The 19374-nt window shown below is 66.6% G+C and carries 16 protein-coding genes; 10 read left to right on the forward strand and 6 right to left on the reverse strand.

The annotated features are described in order from the left end of the window. The first annotated feature begins 124 nt into the window (after positions 1 to 124). The 3 genes from ACZYZ9_RS00535 (at position 125) to ACZYZ9_RS00545 (ending at position 2929) form a co-directional block, all read left to right on the forward strand. Positions 125 to 934 carry a 1-acyl-sn-glycerol-3-phosphate acyltransferase gene (locus tag ACZYZ9_RS00535; protein WP_463824290.1) on the forward strand — a complete coding sequence of 270 codons (810 nt, stop codon included), beginning with the start codon at positions 125 to 127 and terminating at the stop codon, positions 932 to 934. 1 nt (position 935) lies between these two features. Continuing rightward, entirely contained in the window at positions 936 to 1370 is a 435-nt protein-coding gene (locus ACZYZ9_RS00540; RefSeq protein ID WP_463824291.1) for a hypothetical protein, read from the forward strand. Between the two features lie 206 nt (positions 1371 to 1576). Continuing rightward, positions 1577 to 2929, forward strand: coding sequence for a PPE family protein, SVP subgroup (locus tag ACZYZ9_RS00545; RefSeq protein WP_463824292.1), 1353 nt, complete (start codon positions 1577 to 1579; stop codon positions 2927 to 2929). Positions 2930 to 2936: 7 nt separating this feature from the next. Here ACZYZ9_RS00545 and ACZYZ9_RS00550 read toward each other — a convergent pair whose 3' ends face one another. After that, positions 2937 to 3578, reverse strand: coding sequence for a cutinase family protein (locus ACZYZ9_RS00550; RefSeq protein WP_463824293.1), 642 nt, complete (start codon positions 3576 to 3578; stop codon positions 2937 to 2939). Between the two features lie 117 nt (positions 3579 to 3695). On the opposite strand from ACZYZ9_RS00550, the gene ACZYZ9_RS00555 reads away from it, so the two are divergent. The 5 genes from ACZYZ9_RS00555 (at position 3696) to ACZYZ9_RS00575 (ending at position 11927) form a co-directional block, all read left to right on the forward strand. Next, positions 3696 to 4010 (forward strand): hypothetical protein, encoded by a 315-nt coding sequence (locus ACZYZ9_RS00555; RefSeq protein ID WP_463824294.1) that lies wholly within the window; start codon positions 3696 to 3698, stop codon positions 4008 to 4010. A 28-nt stretch (positions 4011 to 4038) separates the two neighbouring features. After that, on the forward strand, positions 4039 to 7965 hold the full coding sequence (hrpA, locus tag ACZYZ9_RS00560; RefSeq protein ID WP_463824295.1) for an ATP-dependent RNA helicase HrpA: 3927 nt from the start codon (positions 4039 to 4041) through the stop codon (positions 7963 to 7965). Positions 7966 to 8009: 44 nt separating this feature from the next. Continuing rightward, the gene (gene zwf / locus ACZYZ9_RS00565) at positions 8010 to 9512 is read left to right on the forward strand and encodes a glucose-6-phosphate dehydrogenase (protein ID WP_463824296.1); all 1503 of its coding nucleotides are present in this window, start codon (positions 8010 to 8012) and stop codon (positions 9510 to 9512) included. Beyond that, complete coding sequence (locus tag ACZYZ9_RS00570; protein WP_463824297.1) at positions 9513 to 10589, forward strand: M42 family metallopeptidase; 1077 nt, start codon at positions 9513 to 9515, stop codon at positions 10587 to 10589. Positions 10590 to 10691: 102 nt separating this feature from the next. Continuing rightward, positions 10692 to 11927, forward strand: coding sequence for an osmoprotectant NAGGN system M42 family peptidase (locus ACZYZ9_RS00575; RefSeq protein ID WP_463824298.1), 1236 nt, complete (start codon positions 10692 to 10694; stop codon positions 11925 to 11927). Between the two features lie 16 nt (positions 11928 to 11943). Here the strand turns inward: ACZYZ9_RS00575 and ACZYZ9_RS00580 are convergent, their stop codons facing one another. From ACZYZ9_RS00580 to ACZYZ9_RS00590, 3 genes are all read right to left on the reverse strand, one after another. Beyond that, on the reverse strand, positions 11944 to 12792 hold the full coding sequence (locus ACZYZ9_RS00580; protein WP_463824299.1) for an aldo/keto reductase: 849 nt from the start codon (positions 12790 to 12792) through the stop codon (positions 11944 to 11946). An 81-nt stretch (positions 12793 to 12873) separates the two neighbouring features. Then, the gene (locus ACZYZ9_RS00585) at positions 12874 to 13797 is read right to left on the reverse strand and encodes a class I SAM-dependent methyltransferase (RefSeq protein ID WP_463824300.1); all 924 of its coding nucleotides are present in this window, start codon (positions 13795 to 13797) and stop codon (positions 12874 to 12876) included. Positions 13798 to 13862: 65 nt separating this feature from the next. Further along, positions 13863 to 14816 (reverse strand): GGDEF domain-containing protein, encoded by a 954-nt coding sequence (locus tag ACZYZ9_RS00590; protein ID WP_463824301.1) that lies wholly within the window; start codon positions 14814 to 14816, stop codon positions 13863 to 13865. Between the two features lie 91 nt (positions 14817 to 14907). On the opposite strand from ACZYZ9_RS00590, the gene ACZYZ9_RS00595 reads away from it, so the two are divergent. Beyond that, positions 14908 to 15387: an SRPBCC family protein gene (locus tag ACZYZ9_RS00595; protein ID WP_463824302.1), complete on the forward strand. Its 480-nt coding sequence runs from the start codon at positions 14908 to 14910 to the stop codon at positions 15385 to 15387. Here the strand turns inward: ACZYZ9_RS00595 and ACZYZ9_RS00600 are convergent. Next, entirely contained in the window at positions 15346 to 15909 is a 564-nt protein-coding gene (locus ACZYZ9_RS00600) for an FKBP-type peptidyl-prolyl cis-trans isomerase (protein WP_463824303.1), read from the reverse strand. The two genes, ACZYZ9_RS00595 and ACZYZ9_RS00600, sit on opposite strands and share 42 nt — an antisense overlap. A gap of 243 nt (positions 15910 to 16152) precedes the next feature. On the opposite strand from ACZYZ9_RS00600, the gene ACZYZ9_RS00605 reads away from it, so the two are divergent. Then, positions 16153 to 18153 (forward strand): PE domain-containing protein, encoded by a 2001-nt coding sequence (locus tag ACZYZ9_RS00605; protein ID WP_463824304.1) that lies wholly within the window; start codon positions 16153 to 16155, stop codon positions 18151 to 18153. A gap of 47 nt (positions 18154 to 18200) precedes the next feature. On the opposite strand, the gene ACZYZ9_RS00610 is transcribed toward ACZYZ9_RS00605, so the two are convergent. Then, positions 18201 to 19367, reverse strand: a complete 1167-nt coding sequence (locus tag ACZYZ9_RS00610; RefSeq protein ID WP_463824305.1) for a serine hydrolase domain-containing protein — start codon at positions 19365 to 19367, stop codon at positions 18201 to 18203. Between the last annotated feature and the right edge of the window lie 7 nt (positions 19368 to 19374).

The raw sequence follows: 19374 nt of genomic DNA on the forward strand, positions 1-19374 counted from the left end.
GGGGTGGCCACAGGGCGGCCATGCCACGCGTCGCTTCCAGCATTCCACGTCGACGTGCGAACATCGCACCGGGAACTGGTGACCACCGGGCGTGGAATCCGTCGCCGCGGTTAATCTCATCGAGATGAGCCGGCCACGCCTTCCCGAGGAACTCCGCCACCGCGACCCGGAGTTCATCCGTGCCGTGCTACCGCCGCTGTGGCTGGCCGCGACGGTGTGGTTCCGCGCCGAGGTGCATGGCTTCGACAAGGTCCCCGACGAGCCGGTGTTGTTCGTCGGCAATCACAGCGGCGGCGGCGCGACGCCGGACACCTTCGTCTTCCTGCTCGCCTACAACACCTACTTCACCATCGAGGGCCGCCCGCTCTATGCGCTGGCGCACGACACGGTCGCCGGCGCCCCCGGCATCGGGGGACTGACCCGCAAGCTCGGCGTGGTTCCGGCGGCCAACTCTTTCGCCGAGCAGGTCTTCACCAGCGGCGGCTCCGCGCTGGTCTATCCCGGCGGCGACGTCGAGGCGCTGCGCCCCTGGCGTGATCGCAACAAGATCGTCTTTTCCGGACGCAAGGGCTTCCTGCGGTTGGCGCACAAGTGCAACGTCAAAATCGTGCCGGTGATCGCGACGGGCGGCCACGACACGTTGTTCGTACTCAATGACGGACGCCGCACCGCTCAGCTGCTGCGGCTGGACAAGTTGGCCCGCGTGAAGAGCTTGCCACTGACGCTGAGCATCCCATGGGGTTTGTCGCCGCTGCCGCTGCCGCACTTCCCGCTGCCGGCAAAAATCCGGATGCAGGCGCTGGACCCGATCGACCTTCGCAAGCGGTTCGGGGAGGAGCCGGATTGGGACCGCGCCTACGACTACGTCACCAGCGTCATGCAGGTGGGTCTGTCCAAATTGGCCAGCAAGACCATCGTGCCGTTAGTCCGCTGACATGACGCAGACGATCACGGTTGCCCGCCATGTCCGGTGCCCGCTGGAGGAAAGCGGAGCTTTCGTCACCGACCCGCGCCGCCTGTTCCCGGAAGTGTCTACGTTCAGCCGTTGCAGCTTCATCAAGTCGCGCGACGACGGCGAACTGTGGGACGTCTTCATGGACGGCGGCACCATCCAGCTCGGCGGGCGGGTGCTCATCACCCCGCCCCAGGGCAGTCTGCTCAAGTGGCGATCGGTGCAGGGGACGCGGCATACCTTCGCAGCGCTGGTCGAGCCGGAAGACGACGGGAGCCGCTTGACTCTGACCCTGACCTTCTCCGCCACCGGATTGGGCGTGGCCCGGATCAGCGAGTGGCTGGGCCGGGGACTGGTCAACCGGAATCTGGAGGCCGCGGCCGAGGAGATTCGGCACCATCTCGAGTTCGACAGATAGCTGAGGGGCCCTGAGCAGCGGCCCAGGTGAGAATAAACACTTTCCGCTGGCAATAGTAGCTGGCGGACAATTGTGTGGTTTATTGGTGAAGCCTGTGCGACCAACAGGCGACCTGCTGGGTGTTCGGACAACACGCTGAGTGGTTGCATTCTTGCGCCGGCTCAAGCACTCAGCGGGCACCCGACGGCACCGACCGGGAGGACGCCATGTATTTCGCCTTGCTGCCGCCGGAGATCAACTCCGCGCTGATGTACGCCGGTCCAGGTTCGGGATCGCTGCTGGGAGCCGCCGCGGCCTGGGACGATTTGGCGGCCGGTCTGCAGTCGACGGCGAGCGCCTACCAGTCGGTGCTCACCAGCCTGACTGCCGGACCCTGGGTGGGGCAGGCGTCGGCGTCGATGACGGCCGCGGCCGCCCCCTACCTGGCCTGGCTACAGGTCACCGCGCGGCAGGCGGAGCAAACGGCCAACCAGGCCACGGCAGCAGCCGTCGCCTACGAAACGGCATTTGCCGAGACGGTGCCACCACCGGTGGTCACCGCCAACCGCACCCAGCTGACGTCGCTGATCGCGACCAACTTCTTCGGACAGAACCTGCCCGCCATCGCCGCCACCGAAATCGCGTACGCCGAGATGTGGGCGCAGGACACCGGCGCCATGCTCGGGTATGCGGCAGCCGCCGCGGCAGCGACCATGCTGGAGCCCTTCAGCGGGCCGGAGTCCAGCACCAGTCCCGGCGGGTTACCGGCCCAGGCCGCCGCGGTCACCCAGGCCGGCGGAATCTCGGCCGGCAACGTGCAGAACACGGTGTCCAACGCGGCCCAGGCATTCTCCGCCGTGCCCAATGCGTTGACCGGCCTGGCCAGTCCCGCCGCGGCCGCCGACCCGACGTCGCTGCTCGATGTGCTCGACCTCCTCGGTGATCTCAGTGGCATCTTCGTGGACCCCGAAATCGGTCTGTCGGGTCTGACCCTGGACGGAATCCTGGGGGGCGCTGCGTTGCCGTACGACATCGACGGCTACTACGTCGGTTTGCACACCGACGACGTGGTCAGCAGCGCGGCGCGGATACCGAGCTACTCGGGCCCGGTGCCGCTGCCGCCCGTCGCAGGTTCGACCATCGCGGCGGGGATCGGCGAGGCATCGACGGTCGGAGCGTTGACGGTGCCGGCGGGCTGGACCACGGCCGCGCCGGCAATCCGCCTGGCCACGCTGTCGATACCGGCGACCGCCGCGGCGGCCGAGGGGGCGGCCGGCGGCGCCGGAAGTTTGTTCAGCCAGATGGCCCTGGCCGGGATGGCCGGGCGAGCGATGGCCGCCACCACCGGATCCGGGGGCGGGACGGGAACGCGCGTCCGGGAGCGGGTCGGCGGCGTGACCAAGCGGGTCGGGGCGGTGTCAGCCCAGGACGCGACGGAGGGGACCGCGGCGCCGGTGCCGGCGGGCGGCCCGATCACCAGCATCGCCGCCGAGCTGCGCGAGCTGGCGTCGCTGCGTGACGCGGGAATTCTGACCGACGACGAATTCACCGACCAGAAGCGGCGCCTGCTGGCGCACTGAGGACCGGTTACTTCACCCGGTTGGCGGCGAACGTGGCGGCCTGGTTGGTCATGCCGTTCTCGATGTAGGAGACATGGGCGATGATGTTGCCGCCCCCGGTGCAGATCGGATCGTCGGCGGCGCACAGGCTGATCAACTTGCCGCTGTAGGCGGGGTTGAGGGTGGGCAACGGGCCGCCCCACAACGCCGACGAGAATCCGCTGGACGGCTCGCCGAAGTAGGCGATCGCCGCCACCCGATTCGCCGCCGCGGGCGGCAGTTGGTTGCTGGCCAGATTGATCACGGTGGCGCCCTGGGAGTAACCACCCAGCACGATTTTGGTATTCGGGCAGCTGTCGACGGTGCCCTGGATGTGGGCGCTCGCGTCGTCGGCGCCGGCCGGTGCGCTGGTGTGGTAGTCGTCATTGGCCGGGTAGTTCACCGGGTAGACCTCGACCGAACGTCCCGCGATCTGCGTGGTCAGCGAGTCGGTGAAGGCCTGTCCGATGTTGCCCAGGCCGGGCTCCTGGTGCGTTCCGCGGGCGAAGACGATCGAGACGTCGGCGCAAGGGTCGGCGGTGGCGGTCGGGTCGGCGATCGGCACGCTCAGCAACGCCCACGTCGCCATGACGAAGACACCGAGGATGCGGGCGAGGCTGCGTGCAGTCATGCCACGATCCTGGCATACCGCCGACGCAGGAGTTGTCGGCGGCTGCAGAGTTTGGAATTCGGCAGCGACGGGAAAAATCCCGTCATTCACCCTGAACAGCGCGATGTGAGGTGCGCAATGTGGACAAATCTCGGTCGTCTGGTCGCCGTCGCCGCCATGGTGGCAGCGCCGTGGGCGGTGGTAACTGTCGTGTCACCGGCGGTCAGCTCGGCGCAGTGCGCCGACGGTGAATGGTTCGATCCCACCGGCAAGGTGTGCCGACCCCTGGGCGTGGGACCACAGCCCCTGGCCTGCGCGGACGGCGAGTGGTGGGACCCCACGGCCAATGTGTGTCGGCCTTTGGGCGTGGGACCGCAGCCGCTCGCGTGCGCCAGCGGGGAGTGGTGGGATCCGGGCATGAATATGTGCCGGCCGGTGCTGCCGGAGGGCTAGGGGAGCCGGACGGCCTATCCTCTGCGGAGTGGCCGACCCGACGTCCGCGGAGTTACGCCGCCGAATCGACGAGTTGACCATCCGCGACGCGGCGCGCCTGGGCAGACGGTTACGGAACTCGCGCGGCGCGAACCCCGCAGCGCTGCGAGCGCTGGCCAGTCAGGTGGTCGCGGCGGAAGCGCTGGTGGCGGCCCGTCGGGATGCGGTCCCCGCGATCACCTATCCCGACCTGCCGGTCAGTGACCGGCGCCAGGAAATCTCCGAGGCGATTCGGCAGCACCAGGTGGTGGTCGTCGCCGGCGAGACCGGCTCCGGCAAGACCACTCAGCTACCCAAGATCTGCCTGGAACTCGGCCGCGGCGTCCGCGGCACGGTCGGACACACCCAGCCCCGACGGTTGGCCGCGCGCACTGTCGCACAGCGCATCGCCGATGAACTGCACAGCCCGCTCGGCGATGTGGTCGGCTATACCGTCCGGTTCACCGATCAGGTCAGCGACCGCACTCTGGTGAAGGTGATGACCGACGGCATCCTGCTGGCGGAGATCCAGCGCGACCGGCGCCTACTGCGCTACGACACCCTGATCCTCGACGAAGCCCACGAGCGCAGCCTCAACATCGACTTCCTGCTGGGATACCTGCGTGAGCTGCTGCCGCGCCGGCCTGATCTGAAAGTGATCGTCACCTCGGCGACCATCGAACCGCAGCGCTTCGCCGCGCATTTCAGCGTGGCCGGCGATGCCCGTGGCGCTGCGCCGATTGTCGAGGTGTCCGGGCGGACCTATCCGGTGCAGATCCGCTACCGCCCGTTGGAGATCGCCGCAGCGCCCGCCGAAGATGCCGCTGATCCGGATGATCCTGACCAGGAGATCGTGCGGACCGAGACCCGCGACGAGGTCGAGGCGATCCTCGATGCGATCGACGAACTTGCGACCGAGCCACCGGGGGATGTGCTGGTGTTCCTCTCCGGTGAGCGCGAAATCCGCGACACCGCAGAGGCTTTGGGTGGACTGCGTCATACCGAGGTGCTGCCGCTGTACGCACGGCTGCCCACCGCCGAACAGCACAAGGTGTTCGCACCCCACACCGGTCGGCGGGTGGTGTTGGCCACCAATGTCGCCGAGACCTCGTTGACCGTCCCGGGGATCCGCTACGTCGTGGACCCTGGCAACGCCCGCATCTCGCGCTACAGCCGCCGGCTGAAGGTACAGCGGCTACCGATCGAGCCGATCTCGCAGGCTTCGGCGGCGCAACGCGCCGGCCGGTGCGGCCGGGTGGCGCCCGGGGTGTGTATCCGCCTCTACTCCGAGCAGGATTTCCAGGCCCGCCCCCGCTACACCGAACCGGAGATCCTGCGGACCAACCTTGCCGCGGTGATCCTGCAGATGGCGGCGCTGCAACTCGGGGACGTGGAGAACTTCCCCTTTCTGGACCCGCCGGACCGGCGCAGTGTCCGCGACGGCGTGCAGTTGCTGCAGGAACTCGGCGCGTTCGATCAGCAGGGTGCGATCACCGAACTGGGCCGGCGCCTGGCACGGTTGCCCGTCGATCCGCGGCTGGGCCGGATGATTCTGCAGGCTCAGACCGAGGGGTGCGTGCGGGAGGTGCTGGTGCTGGCTGCGGCACTGACCATTCCCGACCCACGGGAGCGACCCGCGGACCGCGCGGAGGCCGCCCGTCAGAAGCACGCCCGGTTCGCCGACGAACACTCGGACTTCATGGCCTACCTGAACCTCTGGAACCATCTGCGTGCCCAACGAAAAACACTGTCCGGCAATGCTTTCCGACGCATGTGCCGCGAGGATTTCCTGCACTACCTGCGGATCCGGGAGTGGCAGGATCTGACCGGGCAGCTGCGCAGCATCGCCCGCGACCTGGGCATCACCGAATCCGACGAGCCGGCGGAGTCGGCACAGATCCACGCGGCCCTGCTCGCCGGTCTGCTGTCCCATGTGGGGATGCGCCGGGAGGACGCACGCGAATATCTGGGCGCGCGCAACGCCCGGTTCGTCCTCGCCCCCGGTTCGATGCTTGCCAAACGGCCGCCGCGTTGGGTGGTGGTGGCCGAGCTGGTCGAGACCAGCCGCCTGTACGGGCGGACCGCCGCGCGGATCCAGCCCGAGATGGTCGAGCGGGTCGCGGGCGATCTGGTGCAGCGCACCTACAGCGAACCGCATTGGGACGCCCAGCGCGGAGAGGTGCTGGCCTTCGAGCGGGTGACGCTGTATGGGCTGCCGCTCGTCGCTCGCCGTCGAGTCGGCTATGCGCGGGTCGAACCGGCGGTGGCACGCGAAATGTTCATCCGTCACGCGCTGGTAGAGGGGGACTGGCAGACCCGCCATCACTTCTTCGCCAACAACGCCCGGCTGCGGGCTGAGCTGGCGGAGCTCGAGGAGCGCGCACGCCGTCGCGACCTGCTGGTCGGCGACGACGACATCTACGCGCTGTATGACGCTCGCATTCCCGCCGACGTCGTCTCGGCGCGGCATTTCGACGGGTGGTGGAAAAAGCAGCGCCACCGCACCCCGGAGCTGCTGACCTTCACCCGCGACGAATTGCTGCACGCCGACAAGACCGATGCCGACGCCGATCGGCCCGGCACCTGGCGGACCGGCGATGCGACGCTGCCGCTGACCTACCGGTTCGAGCCCGGCGCCGCCGATGACGGTGTCACCGTGCACGTGCCGATCGACGTGCTGGCCCGCCTGGGTGGCGACGAGTTCGCCTGGCAGGTGCCGGCCCTGCGCGAAGAGCTCGTCACCGCACTGATCCGTTCGCTGCCGAAAGACCTGCGGCGCAACTTCGTCCCGGTACCCGACACCGCGCGGGCGGTGCTGGCCGGTATCGAGGCCGGCACCGAGCCGCTGCTGCCGGCGTTGCAGCGCGAACTTCGTCGTCGCACCGGGGTGGTGGTACCTGTGGATGCCTTCGATGTGGGCTCGCTGCCGTCGCACCTGCGGGTGACGTTCGCCGTCGAGTCCGCAGACGGTTCCGAGGTGGCCCGCGGCAAGGACCTCCAGGCGCTGCAGGACAAGTTGGCGGCCCCGGCGCGACAGGCTGTCGCCCGGGCCGTCGCAGGCGAGTTGGAACGGACCGCGTTGCGTACCTGGCCCGACGACCTCGACGAATTGCCGTCCGTCGTCGAACGGGCGGTGAGCGGCCGGACCGTGCGAGGCTTTCCTGCGTTCGTCGACGCCGGCACGACGGTCGAGCTACGCGTCTTCCCGACCGCCGTCGAACAACGCGCCGCACTGGGCCCCGGAGTACGTCGACTGTTGCGGCTGAGCATCCCATCGCCAGCGAAAACTGTTGAACGACAACTGAATCCACGTACTCGGCTGACCCTGGGCAGCAATCCCGACGGTTCGCTGAGCGCACTGCTCGACGACTGCGCCGACGCCGCCACCGACGCACTGGCCACCCAGCCGGTGTGGACGCGCACCGCGTTCGCGGCACTGCGTGACCGGCTTTCCCAGACTCTCGCCACGGCCACCCTCGATGTCGTCCGGGAGGTGGAGACGGTCCTGTCCGCGGCGCGACAGGTCGAACTCGCGCTGCCCGCTGAACCACCGGCAACCCAGGCCGCGGCCATCACCGACGTGCGAGCCCAGCTCGACCGATTGCTGCCGCCCGGATTCGTCACCGCAACCGGGCGCTCGCGTCTTGGTGCCCTGACTCGCTACCTGACCGCGGTGAGCCGTCGTCTCGACCGGTTGCCACACGCCGTGCAGGCCGACCAGGAGCGGATGCGACGGGTGCATACCGTGCAAGACGCCTATGACGACCTGCTGCACACGCTGCCGCCGGAGCGCGCCGCGGCGGCCGACGTCCGCGACATCGCCTACCAGATCGAGGAACTCCGGGTGAGCCTGTGGGCCCAGCAACTCGGCACGCCCCGCCCGGTGAGCGAACAGCGCATCCTGCGGGCGATCGACGCCGCGCGGGACCATTTTTGACCTGCTTGCTGCGCAGCCAGCGCGGCGATGGAAGTATCGCCATGGTGTCCACCAAGAAACCGCAGACGATCTCCTATCCGGCGGCCGACGCACGCCCACACCGCCACGAATCCGACCCGCTGGACCCGCATGTCATCGTGTTGTTCGGCGCTACAGGGGATCTGGCCAAGCGCAAGCTGTTGCCCGGCCTGGCCTACCTGGACCAGTCCGACCTCGCACCGGACATCCAGATCGTCGCCACGTCCATGGAGGACCTCACCGACGACGAGTTTCGCAAGATCGCCAAGGACGCGATCGACTCGTTCGGTACCCACAAACTCAACACCGAACAGTGGGAGGACTTCGCCCGCATCGTCACGTATGTGCCGCAGGGTGCGGGCGCCGAGGCGCTCGCCGACGCAGTAGCGCGTGCCGAACAGAACCTGGGTGCAGGCGTGCGCCGGTTGCACTATCTGTCGGTCCCGCCGAAGGCGGCGCGCGACGTTATCTCGACGCTGCGGGAAGCCGATCTCGTCGACCGGTCCCGGGTGGTGATGGAAAAACCGTTCGGCACCGACCTGGCCAGCGCCGTAGCCCTCAACGACTTCGTGCACGAGACGTTCGAGGAATCGCAGATCTTCCGGATCGACCACTTCCTGGGCAAGGAGGCCGCACAGAACATTCTGGCGTTCCGCTTCGCCAACGGCCTGTTCGAGCCGATCTGGAACCGCAACTTCATCGACCACATCCAGATCGACATCCCCGAAACCCTCGGGTTGGATGAGCGCGCGAATTTCTACGAGAACACCGGCGCCTACAAGGACATGGTCGTCACCCACCTGTTCCAGGTGATGGCGTTCGTGGTGATGGAACCGCCGACGGCGCTGGAACCGTACGCGATCAGCGAAGAGAAGAACAAGGTGTTCCGGTCGATGCTGCCGGTCAAGACGTCCAACGTGGTCCGCGGGCAGTACGCGGGTTACCGCAAAGAGAAGGGGGTGGCCAAGGACTCCGACACCGAGACGTTCATCGCCCTCAAGGTCGGCATCGACAACTGGCGCTGGGCCGGGGTGCCGATCTATTTGCGGACCGGCAAGAAGCTGGCCGAAGGCATCCGCATCATCTCGATCGCCTTCAAAGAAGCTCCCCGCACCATGTTCCCGCCCGGCTCGGGCGTGGGAACCCAGGGTCCCGATCACCTGACCTTCGATCTGGCCGACAACTCCAAGGTCTCGCTGTCCTTCTACGGCAAGCGGCCCGGGCCGGGGATGAAGCTGGACAAGCTGTCCATGCAATTCTCCTCCCAGGAGGTGGACACCGTGGTGGACGTGCTGGAGGCCTACGAGCGGCTGATCCTCGACGCGATGCGCGGCGATCACACCTTGTTCACCACCGCCGAAGGCATCGAATCGTTGTGGGAGCGTTCGCAGGATCTGCTCGACGACCCACCGCCGGCAAAGATGTACCAGGCCGGCACGTGGGGACCAAACGCCATTCACCAGTTGATCGCACCCAACGCGTGGCGGTTGCCGTTCGAACGGGAATGGCGCGAACGCAAGGGGACGTAGGTGCCCGACTCGACCGCCGAACTGCTGCAGGAACTCCTGTGGGCGTACGGGCCGTGCGGTCAGGAAGAAGCAGTACGGACGATCTGTGCCCGTGAGCTGCAACCCCACGTCGACGACATGTGGACCGACGACGCCGGCAACCTGGTCGGCTACCTCGCCGGAGGCGGGGCACCCGCCACGAAGGTGATGGCCCACATGGACGAACTCTCCATGCTGGTCAAGCGCGTCGAACCCGACGGCTCCCTGCACCTGACGCAGTTAGGGACGATGTATCCGGGCAACTTCGGGCTCGGTCCGGTCGCGGTGCTCGGCGACAACGAGACGTTCACCGCGGTGCTCACCCTCGGTTCCGAGCACACCACCAAGGAAAGCCGGCGAATCTGGGAGACCAAACCCGATCAGGGCGACCGGGCGCTGGACTGGCAGCACGTTTATGTCTTCACCGGCCGAAGTCCGGCCGAACTCGCCGACGCCGGCGTACACCCCGGCACCCGGATCTGCGTCGACCGCAGCAAGCGAACCCTGGTCGACGTCGGCGATTACCTCGGCTCCTATTTCCTCGACGACCGCGCGGCGGTGACCGCGCTCCTGCTCGCCGCGCGCCGACTCGACTCCGACGGGCAACGGCCCGCTGCGGACGTCTATCTGGTATTCACCACCAACGAGGAGATCGGCGGCGTGGGCGGGTCCTACGCCAGCGCCACACTGCCTGGCACGCTCACCCTCGCGCTGGAGGTCGGACCCACCGAAGCGGAATACGGGACCAGCGTCACCGGCGGCCCGATTGTCGGCTACAGCGACGCGCTGTGCGTCTACGACAAGGACGTCGCCGACCGGCTGATGGCGATCGCCGCCGACCACGGATTGACGCCCCAGGCGGCCGCGCTCGGGGCGTTCGAGTCCGACGCCTCCCACGCCAAGGCCTACGGCCTGACTCCGCGCGCCGGGCTGCTGTGCCTGCCCACGCTGAGCACTCACGGCTTCGAAGTCATGGCGCGCAACGCAATTGAAGACATGGCCGCCATCGTCGTGGACTTTCTGGTGGAGCCGCGGCCACCAACCCGCGCACAGACGTAGCGCGGCACGCCGCGCCGAGTCGCGGTGCCCGCCCTCGGCAATCGGCCGATGCGAAACACCGCTAGGTTGAACACGAGTCCAAACAATCTGGAAGGAGGCGGCGTGGTCCACAAGGCGGCCATGGCCGAAGCCGATCGCGCGTGGATGATCGACACGCTGCTCGCGCTGCTGCAGACACCGAGCCCGTCGGGACGTACCGACGCGGTGATGCAACTGATCGGCGGCATCCTCGACGAATTCGGGGTGCCCTTCTCCCTGACGCGGCGCGGAGCGCTCACCGCGGAACTGGCCGGGAAGTCCAAGACCACCGACCGGGCGTTGGTGGTGCACGCCGACACCATCGGCTGCATGGTCCGCAGGCTCAAGGACAACGGTCGCCTGGAGCTGGTCCCGGTCGGCACGTTCTCCGCGCGGTTCGCCGCCGGTGCCCGGGTCCGCATCTTCATCGACGATCCCGACGAGTTCATCACCGGCACGGTGCTGCCGTTGAAAGCCAGCGGGCACGCGTTCGGCGACGAGATCGACACCCAGCCGACCGACTGGGAGCACGTCGAGGTCCGCGTGGATCGCAAGGTGTCCTCGCGCGAAGACCTGGTCCGGCTCGGCCTGCACGTCGGCGATTTCGTCGCCATGATCACCAGTCCCGAACTCACCGCCGACGGCTTCATCGTGTCCCGTCACCTCGACGGGAAGGCGGGCGTCGCAGTCGCGCTCGCGCTGGCCAAGAACTTCGCTGAGAACGAGGTGGTGCTGCCGCACCGCACCACCATCATGGTCACCATCACCGAGGAGGTCGGCCACGGCGCCAGTCACGGCCTGCCCGCCGACGCCGCCGAACTGGTGTCCGTCGACAACGCGGTGTGCGCGCCCGGCCAGCATTCCCTCGAGGACGGCGTGACGATCCCGATGGCCGACATGCACGGACCGTTCGACTATCACCTGACCCGCAAACTGTGCCGGCTCGCCGAGAGCTGCGAGATACCGTACGCGCGAGACGTGTTCCGCTACTACCGATCAGACGCCGCCGCGGCGATCGAGGCGGGAGCCGGCACCCGGGCCGCGCTCGTCGGCTTCGGCCTGGACGGCAGCCACGGCTGGGAGCGAACCCACATGGACTCCCTGGAGGCGGTGTACAACCTGCTGCACGCCTGGCTGCAGACGCCGTTGACCTTCGCCCAGTGGGACGCCAAGCCGTCGGGCAAACTGCGCGACTTCCCGTCGTCGAAGCAACCTGCGCCGAGCGAGCAGTGGGTGCCCTTGTCGCGGGGTGAGCACGCCGAACCCGGCGACGCCTCGCCGGGCACGCACTGGCCGCCCTCGGTGGGCCCGCAGAGCTGAGGCGTCCGGGAACCGCTCAGTCCGGGATGTAGTCGAACTCGTCGGGGTGCGCCCCGGTGCGGCCGTCCTCGCCGCGATCCAGCCCGCTGATCACGGTCATGTCGTCACCGCTCAGTTCGAAGTCGAAGATGTCGAAGTTCGACTTCATCCGGTCGATGTTGACCGACTTCGGGAATACGATGTCGCCGCGCTGGATGTGCCAGCGCAACACCACCTGCGCGGGCGATTTGCCAACTGCGCGAGCGACTCCGACGATCGCCTGATCGTCGAGGACCTTGCCCTGAGCAATCGGTGACCAGGCCTCAGTGGCGATCTCGTGCTCCAGGTCGTAGGCGCGGACCTGGTCGTTGGTGAAGTAGGGGTGCACCTCGATCTGGTTCACCGCGGGTACGGTCTGCGATCCGGCGGCCAACTGGTCCAGATGATTCGGCTGGAAGTTCGACACACCGATGCTACGGGCGCGCCCGTCCCGGGCGAACTCTTCGAGCGTGGTCCAGGTGGCCAGGAAATCACCGTCGTACAGCATCGGCAGCGGCCAGTGGATGAGGAACAGATCGACGTAGTCCGAGCCCAGTGCCAACAGCGTTTCGTCGAAGGCGCGGCGTGCGTCGTCGGGTCGGTGATAGCCGTTGTTGAGTTTGCTCGTGACGAACACCTCGCTGCGGTCCAGGCCCGCATCGCGAATGCCTTGGCCCACTTCTTTTTCGTTGCCGTACATCTGCGCGGTGTCGATGTGGCGGTATCCCACCTCCAGGGCGGAGCGGACCGCGGCCGCCGTCTCCTGCGGCTCGATCTGGAAGACGCCGAAACCCAGTTGCGGGATCGTGTGCCCGTCGTTGAGGTTGATGGACGGGACATGGCTCATGTGCTGGATCCTCCTAGTGCGGTTGAGGACGGGATGCCCACTTCAGCGCGAATCACAACACCGGCGTGCGACGAGCACCCGTCAGCCCAACTCCGCGCTGACATAACCAACGGCCTGACGGAACTCCGCAAGAATCTCGTTGTCCGGCACCACGAAACCGTATTCGGCATACACCTGCTCGGTGGAGTGGTGGGTGACCGTCCAACCGGTGGCCGCCAGATGCTCACCGGCCTGCCGTCGCGGGCCGAGCCACACCAATTCGGCGACGTCGATGTCGAGTCCGTGTTTGCGCCAGCTGCTGCGCATGGCGCGGGCCCGCTCGTCGGTGAAAACGCTCATGTCTTTGATGTTTTCGGTCGCCAGCCGGCTGCCGGGGGCGCTGAGCGCGGTGATGTTGTCCAGTAGCCGGTCCTGAGCGTCGGGCGGCAAGTAGGGGAGCAGCCCCTCGGCGATCCAGGCTGTCGGCTGAGAGGCGTCGAACATGTTGTCCGCCAATGCGGTAGGCCAGTCTTCGCGCAGATCGATCCCCACCGGACGGCGTTCCACCGTTGGTTCAGCGCCGATCTGAGCCAGGGTGACGCTCTTGAAGGTGATGACATCGGGCTGGTCGACTTCGAAAACCACTGTTCCCATCGGCCAGGACAACCGGTAGGCCCGGGCGTCAAGCCCAGCCGCCAGAATCACCGCCTGACGGATGCCGGCAGCGGTTGCGGCGCTGAAGAAGTCGTCGAAGAACCTGGTCCGCACCGTCATCTGCTCGCGCCGCTGCTGAAAGTCCATCGGCATGTCGACGTCGTCGAGCGGGATCTCACCGTCCAACATCCGGGTGAAGAAAGGGTGCCCGACCGCACGCACCAGCGGCTCGGCGAAGCGATCGTCGAGCAGCGGATCCGGGTCGGCGGAAGCCAGCGCGCGGGCGGCGGCCACCATCGTCGCAGTCGCGCCGACACTGGAAGCCAGGTCCCAACTGTCCCCATCAGAGCGTGCCGAACCAATAGACGACATACGTTTTCTCCCGTCGCGGGCTATGGAATACTTCGCCAGCCTAATCGCCGTCGGGCGCCCGCCGCTCACTCCGTGGGCAGGCCGCGGGAGCGTTTGGCAGCGTACATGTGCTCGTCGGCCAGTCGCAGCAGATCCTGCTCCCCAGCAGCGATCCCGGCGCTGAACCCGACCTGGCCGCCCACCTCGGACCAATGGCTGCGAAGCCGGTCAACGACCTGCTCAGCCTGGGCACGATCGGCCCCGAGGAGCATGATCAGGAATTCGTCGCCGCCGATGCGGAAGACGACGTCGTCCTTGCGCACCGACCAGCGCAGCGCGTCGGCGAAGGACACCAGAAGTTCGTCGCCGGCTTCGTGGCCGTGACGGTCGTTGTAGCGCTTGAAGTTGTCGAGGTCGAGCAGGACCACCGCCGATTCGCTGGCGTGCATCGACAACCGGGGTCCCAGCGTGCTGCGATCGAGTAGTTGGGTGAGGGCATCGGTCTGCGCGATCTTGCGCAGCAGTTTGCTCTGTTGTTCCAGCCGGTCGATGAGCCAGGCCGGGACCTCGGCGACCAGCATCCACATGATCGCCGGGGGGATCGCTGCGGGCAGCGCGCCGGGGAAGGCTTTGCCGCCCCCAGCGAGGAACGCCACAATGCCGAGCGGGACAATTTTCAACGAGGTCCAACGCGGCCGGGTCAGGCCGATATAGGCGAATGCAATCGTGATGGTGCCCGGAAAATCACGGGTGGCGTGCGGCTCCAACCAGCCGGCCAGAATGGTGACAATCATCCCCGCCACCGGCCATGCCACCAGCATCGTTCGTCGCTCCTGCCACCCCCGCAGCCAGCCGAGCAGCGCACCGGCGATGCCCATCAACGCTGCGGCGCCCAGCAGCCAGTGCAAACGATCGTCGTTGTGGTCCGCGGTGACCCGCGACGCCGCGGCAGCATAGATACCGAGCATGCCGAGGTAGCCGGCCAGGCCGATCAGATGCCATCGTCGCGCTGACGGCTGCGGGTCCGCTTGCCAGGACACCGGTCAAGAATAAATGCCGACGCGCGGGGCATTCACCATCAGCGCGCCGAGCTACGCTGACGCTCATCCGGTGAGATGACAGGCTGTGCCGATGGCAATCACCGAATCCCGCGAAGTCGTAATTCCAGCGTCGCCGAATCAGGTCATGGACGTGTTGATGGATCTCGAGGCGTTGCCGTCCTGGTCGGCACTGCACGACAAGGTCGAGATCCTGGAGCGGGACGAGAAAGGCCTGCCCAGCAAGGTCCGTCAGACCGTCAAGGTGTTGGGTGCCAGTGACGAGCACGTGATGGCCTACCGCTTTCACGACGACGGTTTGAGCTGGACATTGTTGAGCGGCAACTACTTACGCGCCCAAGAAGGCCGCTACGTCCTGACGCCCGAAGGTGACTCCACTCGACTGCGCTTGGAGCTCATGGTCGATCTTTCGGCGCCGGTGCCGGGTTTTCTGGTCCGCAAAGGAACCAATTGGTTGATGCAATCGGCGACCGGAGGTGTGCGCAAGCGGGTGCTCGCGGTCGCCCGCGGCTCAGCCGGCGGCGCTGAGGATCTTGATGACGAAGATGAGTGAGTCGCCCGGACGGATTCCAGCGCTGGGCTGACCCTCGGGGTAGCCGTCCGCCGGGGTCGCTGCGACGGCGACGGTGGAACCGACCTTCTGTCCGGTAATGGCCTTCTGAAAGCCGGGGATGACTCCTAGCAGCGAGAAGCTGACCGGGGCGCCCCGGTCGTAGCTGCTGTCGAAGACCGATCCGTCACGTCCGTTGACGCCCAGGTAGCAGACTGAGACCCGCGCGGTGGCCGAGGCCACCGGTCCGTCCCCGGCCCGCAGGGTGTGCACCTGGGTTTGGGCGACGCTGAACGGCCCGGTCACGGTCACCCGCGGAGCAGTCGCATCCGTCGGTCCGGTGACGGCGATGCTGCCGGTGGTTCCGGCCAGCGTCCAGTCGGGCGCCGCTCCGGCCGGTGGGGCTGCGGTGGGGCAGGAGTCGGCGGCGGTCGCCGTGCCTGAGGGCAGGACAACAGCTGCGAGGAAGCATGCGATTGCGAGCGCGACGGCGTAATACGCCGGGGAGGATTTCACGGCGGTCACGTTACCGCCTCGGTCACCGTGGTCCTGCGCGACGAGTCGCTGCGGCCCGCTCAGCAGTCCGCGACCTGACCCCGCTGTGTCAAAAGCGGCTGACGCAGAGCCCAATTCGGCGTTATTCGATGTCCGCCATGACACGTAGGTCAAATGTCAACAAAACGTCCCGTTCGGTGCAGAGCAGCGATACGCTCCGGAAGTCGGACGACTCAGCAACGCAGCGTTTTGTACCGAGAGGGAGACACGCCGGTGTCCTATGTCTTCGCATCACCAGACCTGTTTGCCACCGCAGTCACTAATTTGGCCGGGGTCGGATCGGCCGTTCAGACCGCGAACCAGGCGGCGGCGGCCTCCACCACACAGCTGCTGAGCGCCGCCGGCGATGAAGTGTCCGAGTCGATCGCGGCGTTGTTCTCGACGCACGGGCAGGCGTACCAGGCCATCAACGCCCAGGCGGCGGCATTCGGCGAGCAGTTCCTGCGGACGCTGACCACCAGCGCCAACGCCTACGCCACCGCCGAGGCCGCCAACGTCGGGCAGATGGCACTCGACGTGATCAACGGGCCGACGAACTTCTTCCTGGGCCGCCCGTTGATCGGTGACGGCTACAACGGTGTCAACGGCACCGGGCAAGCCGGTGGAGACGGCGGGATCCTCTGGGGAAACGGGGGACGGGGCGGGTCAGGTACGCCGGGGCAGGCCGGCGGTCGCGGCGGCAATGCCGGGTTCTTTGGTAACGGGGGAGCGGGCGGCACCGGTGGATTGCGCGGCGGTGTGGGCGGCGCCGGCGGGACCGGCGGGTTGTTCTGGGGCAATGGTGGAGCGGGCGGTACGGGCGGGTTCGGCGGCGCCGTTTTCGGCTCGGCAACTCCGACAACCATTTCCCCCGGCGCCGGTGGACCCGGCGGCAGCGGATCTTTCTTGTTCGGCTCGCCGGGCGCGACCGGCAACCCGGGGTCCGTGATCACCGTTTTCGATCTCCAAACCGCCAAGGAATTCGCTATGGCGACACCCGATGCGAACTTCCTGTTGATCGGCACGGACGGCACCAACCTGGCCAGAATCCTGGCCGACCCGGCGAACGTGAACTTCCGCCAGTTCATGCTGAACAGCACTACTTCCGCCTCCACTGTCGTCGGGCATACCAGCGTCTCCAACCCGTCGTGGACGACCATTAACACCGGCGTGTGGAGCGAGACCGCGGGTGTGACCAACAATGTCTTCACCCCCTGGACCTACGACAACTGGCCGACCATTTACAACCAGCTCGAGGGTGCCTATGGGGAAGGTATCGAAACCACGGTCATCGGGAACTGGCCGGTGATCACCGATATCGCGGGCGCCGGCTCGATCCGCGCGGACAACATCACATTTGTTCCGCAGGGTGCCAATGACCCGTACTGGACGGCGTCGCAGGCAGAAGTCCAAAGCAAGACGATTGCCGCAATTCAGGCCGCCGATAGCGATCAGGGCAATCTTATCTTCTCGTACTACGTCGGTGTCGATGAAATGGGGCACGCATACGGTGGTGCCTCCCCGGAGTACGCCGCGGCCGTTCGACAGATGGACAGCCTTCTGGGTCATTACGACACCACTGGACCCGGCACTGGCACTGGCCTGCTCGGGGCAGTCAGCGCGTGGGAGGCTAACCCAGCCAACGGTGGCGAGGAATGGAACGTCCTCATCGTCACCGATCACGGTCACACCGATACGAACATCGCCGGCATCGGTCACGGCTTCCAATCTCCCGTGGAGACAGCGTCTTTCCTCATGTGGGACCAGGCGTACAACGATGTCCACGACGGGTGGATCAATAATTCCTGGCAGATCGTCAGCACCACGCCGACAGTCATGGATACCTTCAACATTGCGCCGCCGGCATACATGCAGGGCGCGCCTCTGACGTCGAGCGTCTTCGATGGCACCTATGTGAATCCCACTATCAGCACCACTCCGTTTGAGACCAACCTGTACAGCGTGATCAGCGCCGACTTCGCCGCCCAGGGTTACCCGGACGTCTTGACGAACTTGAGTCTCGGCTCGCGAACCGTCGCAGCCACGATTCCGTACTACGTGTACGACCCGATTCAAGGGATCGTCGATTCGGTACCCGACTTCCTACGGCTACCGGTGTCATGGGTCGGTGCCGGCGTCTATCAGACGCTGAACATCCCCGCCCAGATCTACGTCCGGTTCACCGGGGTGACCGGTAACCAGATCATCCCGCCGATATTGAACCCGTTCATCTAAGGCTTCTCGACCCTGTTCATCCGGGCCGACGCCAACGGCTCAGGCGTTCAGACCAATTCGCGGGCGACCGCGTCGAACGCGCGCAGCGTATCCACCATGTGCGGCTCGTGGGAGTTCGACTGCGCGGACAGCTTGGCCGCGACCACTTCTGCGCTGCGGTTGATGTAGATCATCTGGCCGCACATGCCCTGACACAACACGACGTTGTTGCCCGGGTAGGGAAACCACATCTGGTTGCGATACATCCCGCCGGGCATTTCGTTGTCGTCGGGGCTGGTGGCGAACGCATGGCGGGAGTCGGGTCCGCCGTTGAGGGTGTCGGCGATCCAGGCTGAAGGCACCACCTGTTGCCCCGTCAACGAGACACCGTCGCGCAGGAACAGCGAGCCGAACCGGATCATGTCAGTGAGAGTGGCGTTGATGCCACCGTCGAAAAAGCCGGTGCCTGAACTGTCTACGCCGATGGTGGCATCACTCTGCGCACCGATACGGCTCCATAACAACTCTGACATGAGTTCGGGCATGCGTTGGGTCCCGGCCACTTCGCAGATCCAGCCGAGTACGTCGGTTTCACACGAGCGATATTGAAAGGCGCCGCCGTGCACGGTTTTCCGCCGCAGGGTCAGCAGGAATTCTTTGAGTGTGGGGACGGCGGCCGGACTGCTTCTGGGCGCCCACCCGATCGCCTGGTCGAGCAGGTGTATCTCGGCGTCCGGGTCGTCGTAGTTCTCGGAAAACGCGATACCTGATCTCATGTCCAGCAGATTGCGCACCGTCGCACCCTGGTAACCGCAATTCGACAGGGCGGGAACATATGTCGTCACTGGCGCGTCGATTTCGATGGCGCCCGATTCCTGCAGCACCCCGACGACGGTTGCCACCAGAGACTTGCTCACCGAGAACAACAGGTGTCTGGTCTCGGGTTTCAGGTCGGTGCAATATTCCTCGGCCAGCATCATCCCGCGGTGGCACACAGCCCATCCGTCGGTAGCGGTGGCTGCCATCACCGCGCCGACAGTTGTTGCGGTCCCACCGGTTCTGGTCACCTCAATGTCCGCCACCGCTGTGCGGGATACCGGCAACGACGCGACCGGCCCGTTGCCGCGCGATATCGCCACGGTCGGCACCATGTCCTCGACGTGCTGAAAAGACCACTGCGCGTAGGGCGCTGACAGCCAGTTTGCCAACGACACCCCGGCCGGGACGCGACTCATGGAGGCG

This window comes from Mycobacterium sp. IDUB_28, from assembly GCF_055419285.1.

Coding starts and splice junctions, on each gene's coding strand:
- ACZYZ9_RS00535 (WP_463824290.1), top strand. CDS start 125: ATGAGCCGGCCACGCCTTCCCGAGGAACTCCGCCACCGCGACCCGGAG.
- ACZYZ9_RS00540 (WP_463824291.1), top strand. CDS start 936: ATGACGCAGACGATCACGGTTGCCCGCCATGTCCGGTGCCCGCTGGAG.
- ACZYZ9_RS00545 (WP_463824292.1), top strand. CDS start 1,577: ATGTATTTCGCCTTGCTGCCGCCGGAGATCAACTCCGCGCTGATGTAC.
- ACZYZ9_RS00550 (WP_463824293.1), bottom strand. CDS start 3,578: ATGACTGCACGCAGCCTCGCCCGCATCCTCGGTGTCTTCGTCATGGCG.
- ACZYZ9_RS00555 (WP_463824294.1), top strand. CDS start 3,696: ATGTGGACAAATCTCGGTCGTCTGGTCGCCGTCGCCGCCATGGTGGCA.
- ACZYZ9_RS00580 (WP_463824299.1), bottom strand. CDS start 12,792: ATGAGCCATGTCCCGTCCATCAACCTCAACGACGGGCACACGATCCCG.
- ACZYZ9_RS00585 (WP_463824300.1), bottom strand. CDS start 13,797: ATGTCGTCTATTGGTTCGGCACGCTCTGATGGGGACAGTTGGGACCTG.
- ACZYZ9_RS00595 (WP_463824302.1), top strand. CDS start 14,908: ATGGCAATCACCGAATCCCGCGAAGTCGTAATTCCAGCGTCGCCGAAT.
- ACZYZ9_RS00610 (WP_463824305.1), bottom strand. CDS start 19,367: ATGAGTCGCGTCCCGGCCGGGGTGTCGTTGGCAAACTGGCTGTCAGCG.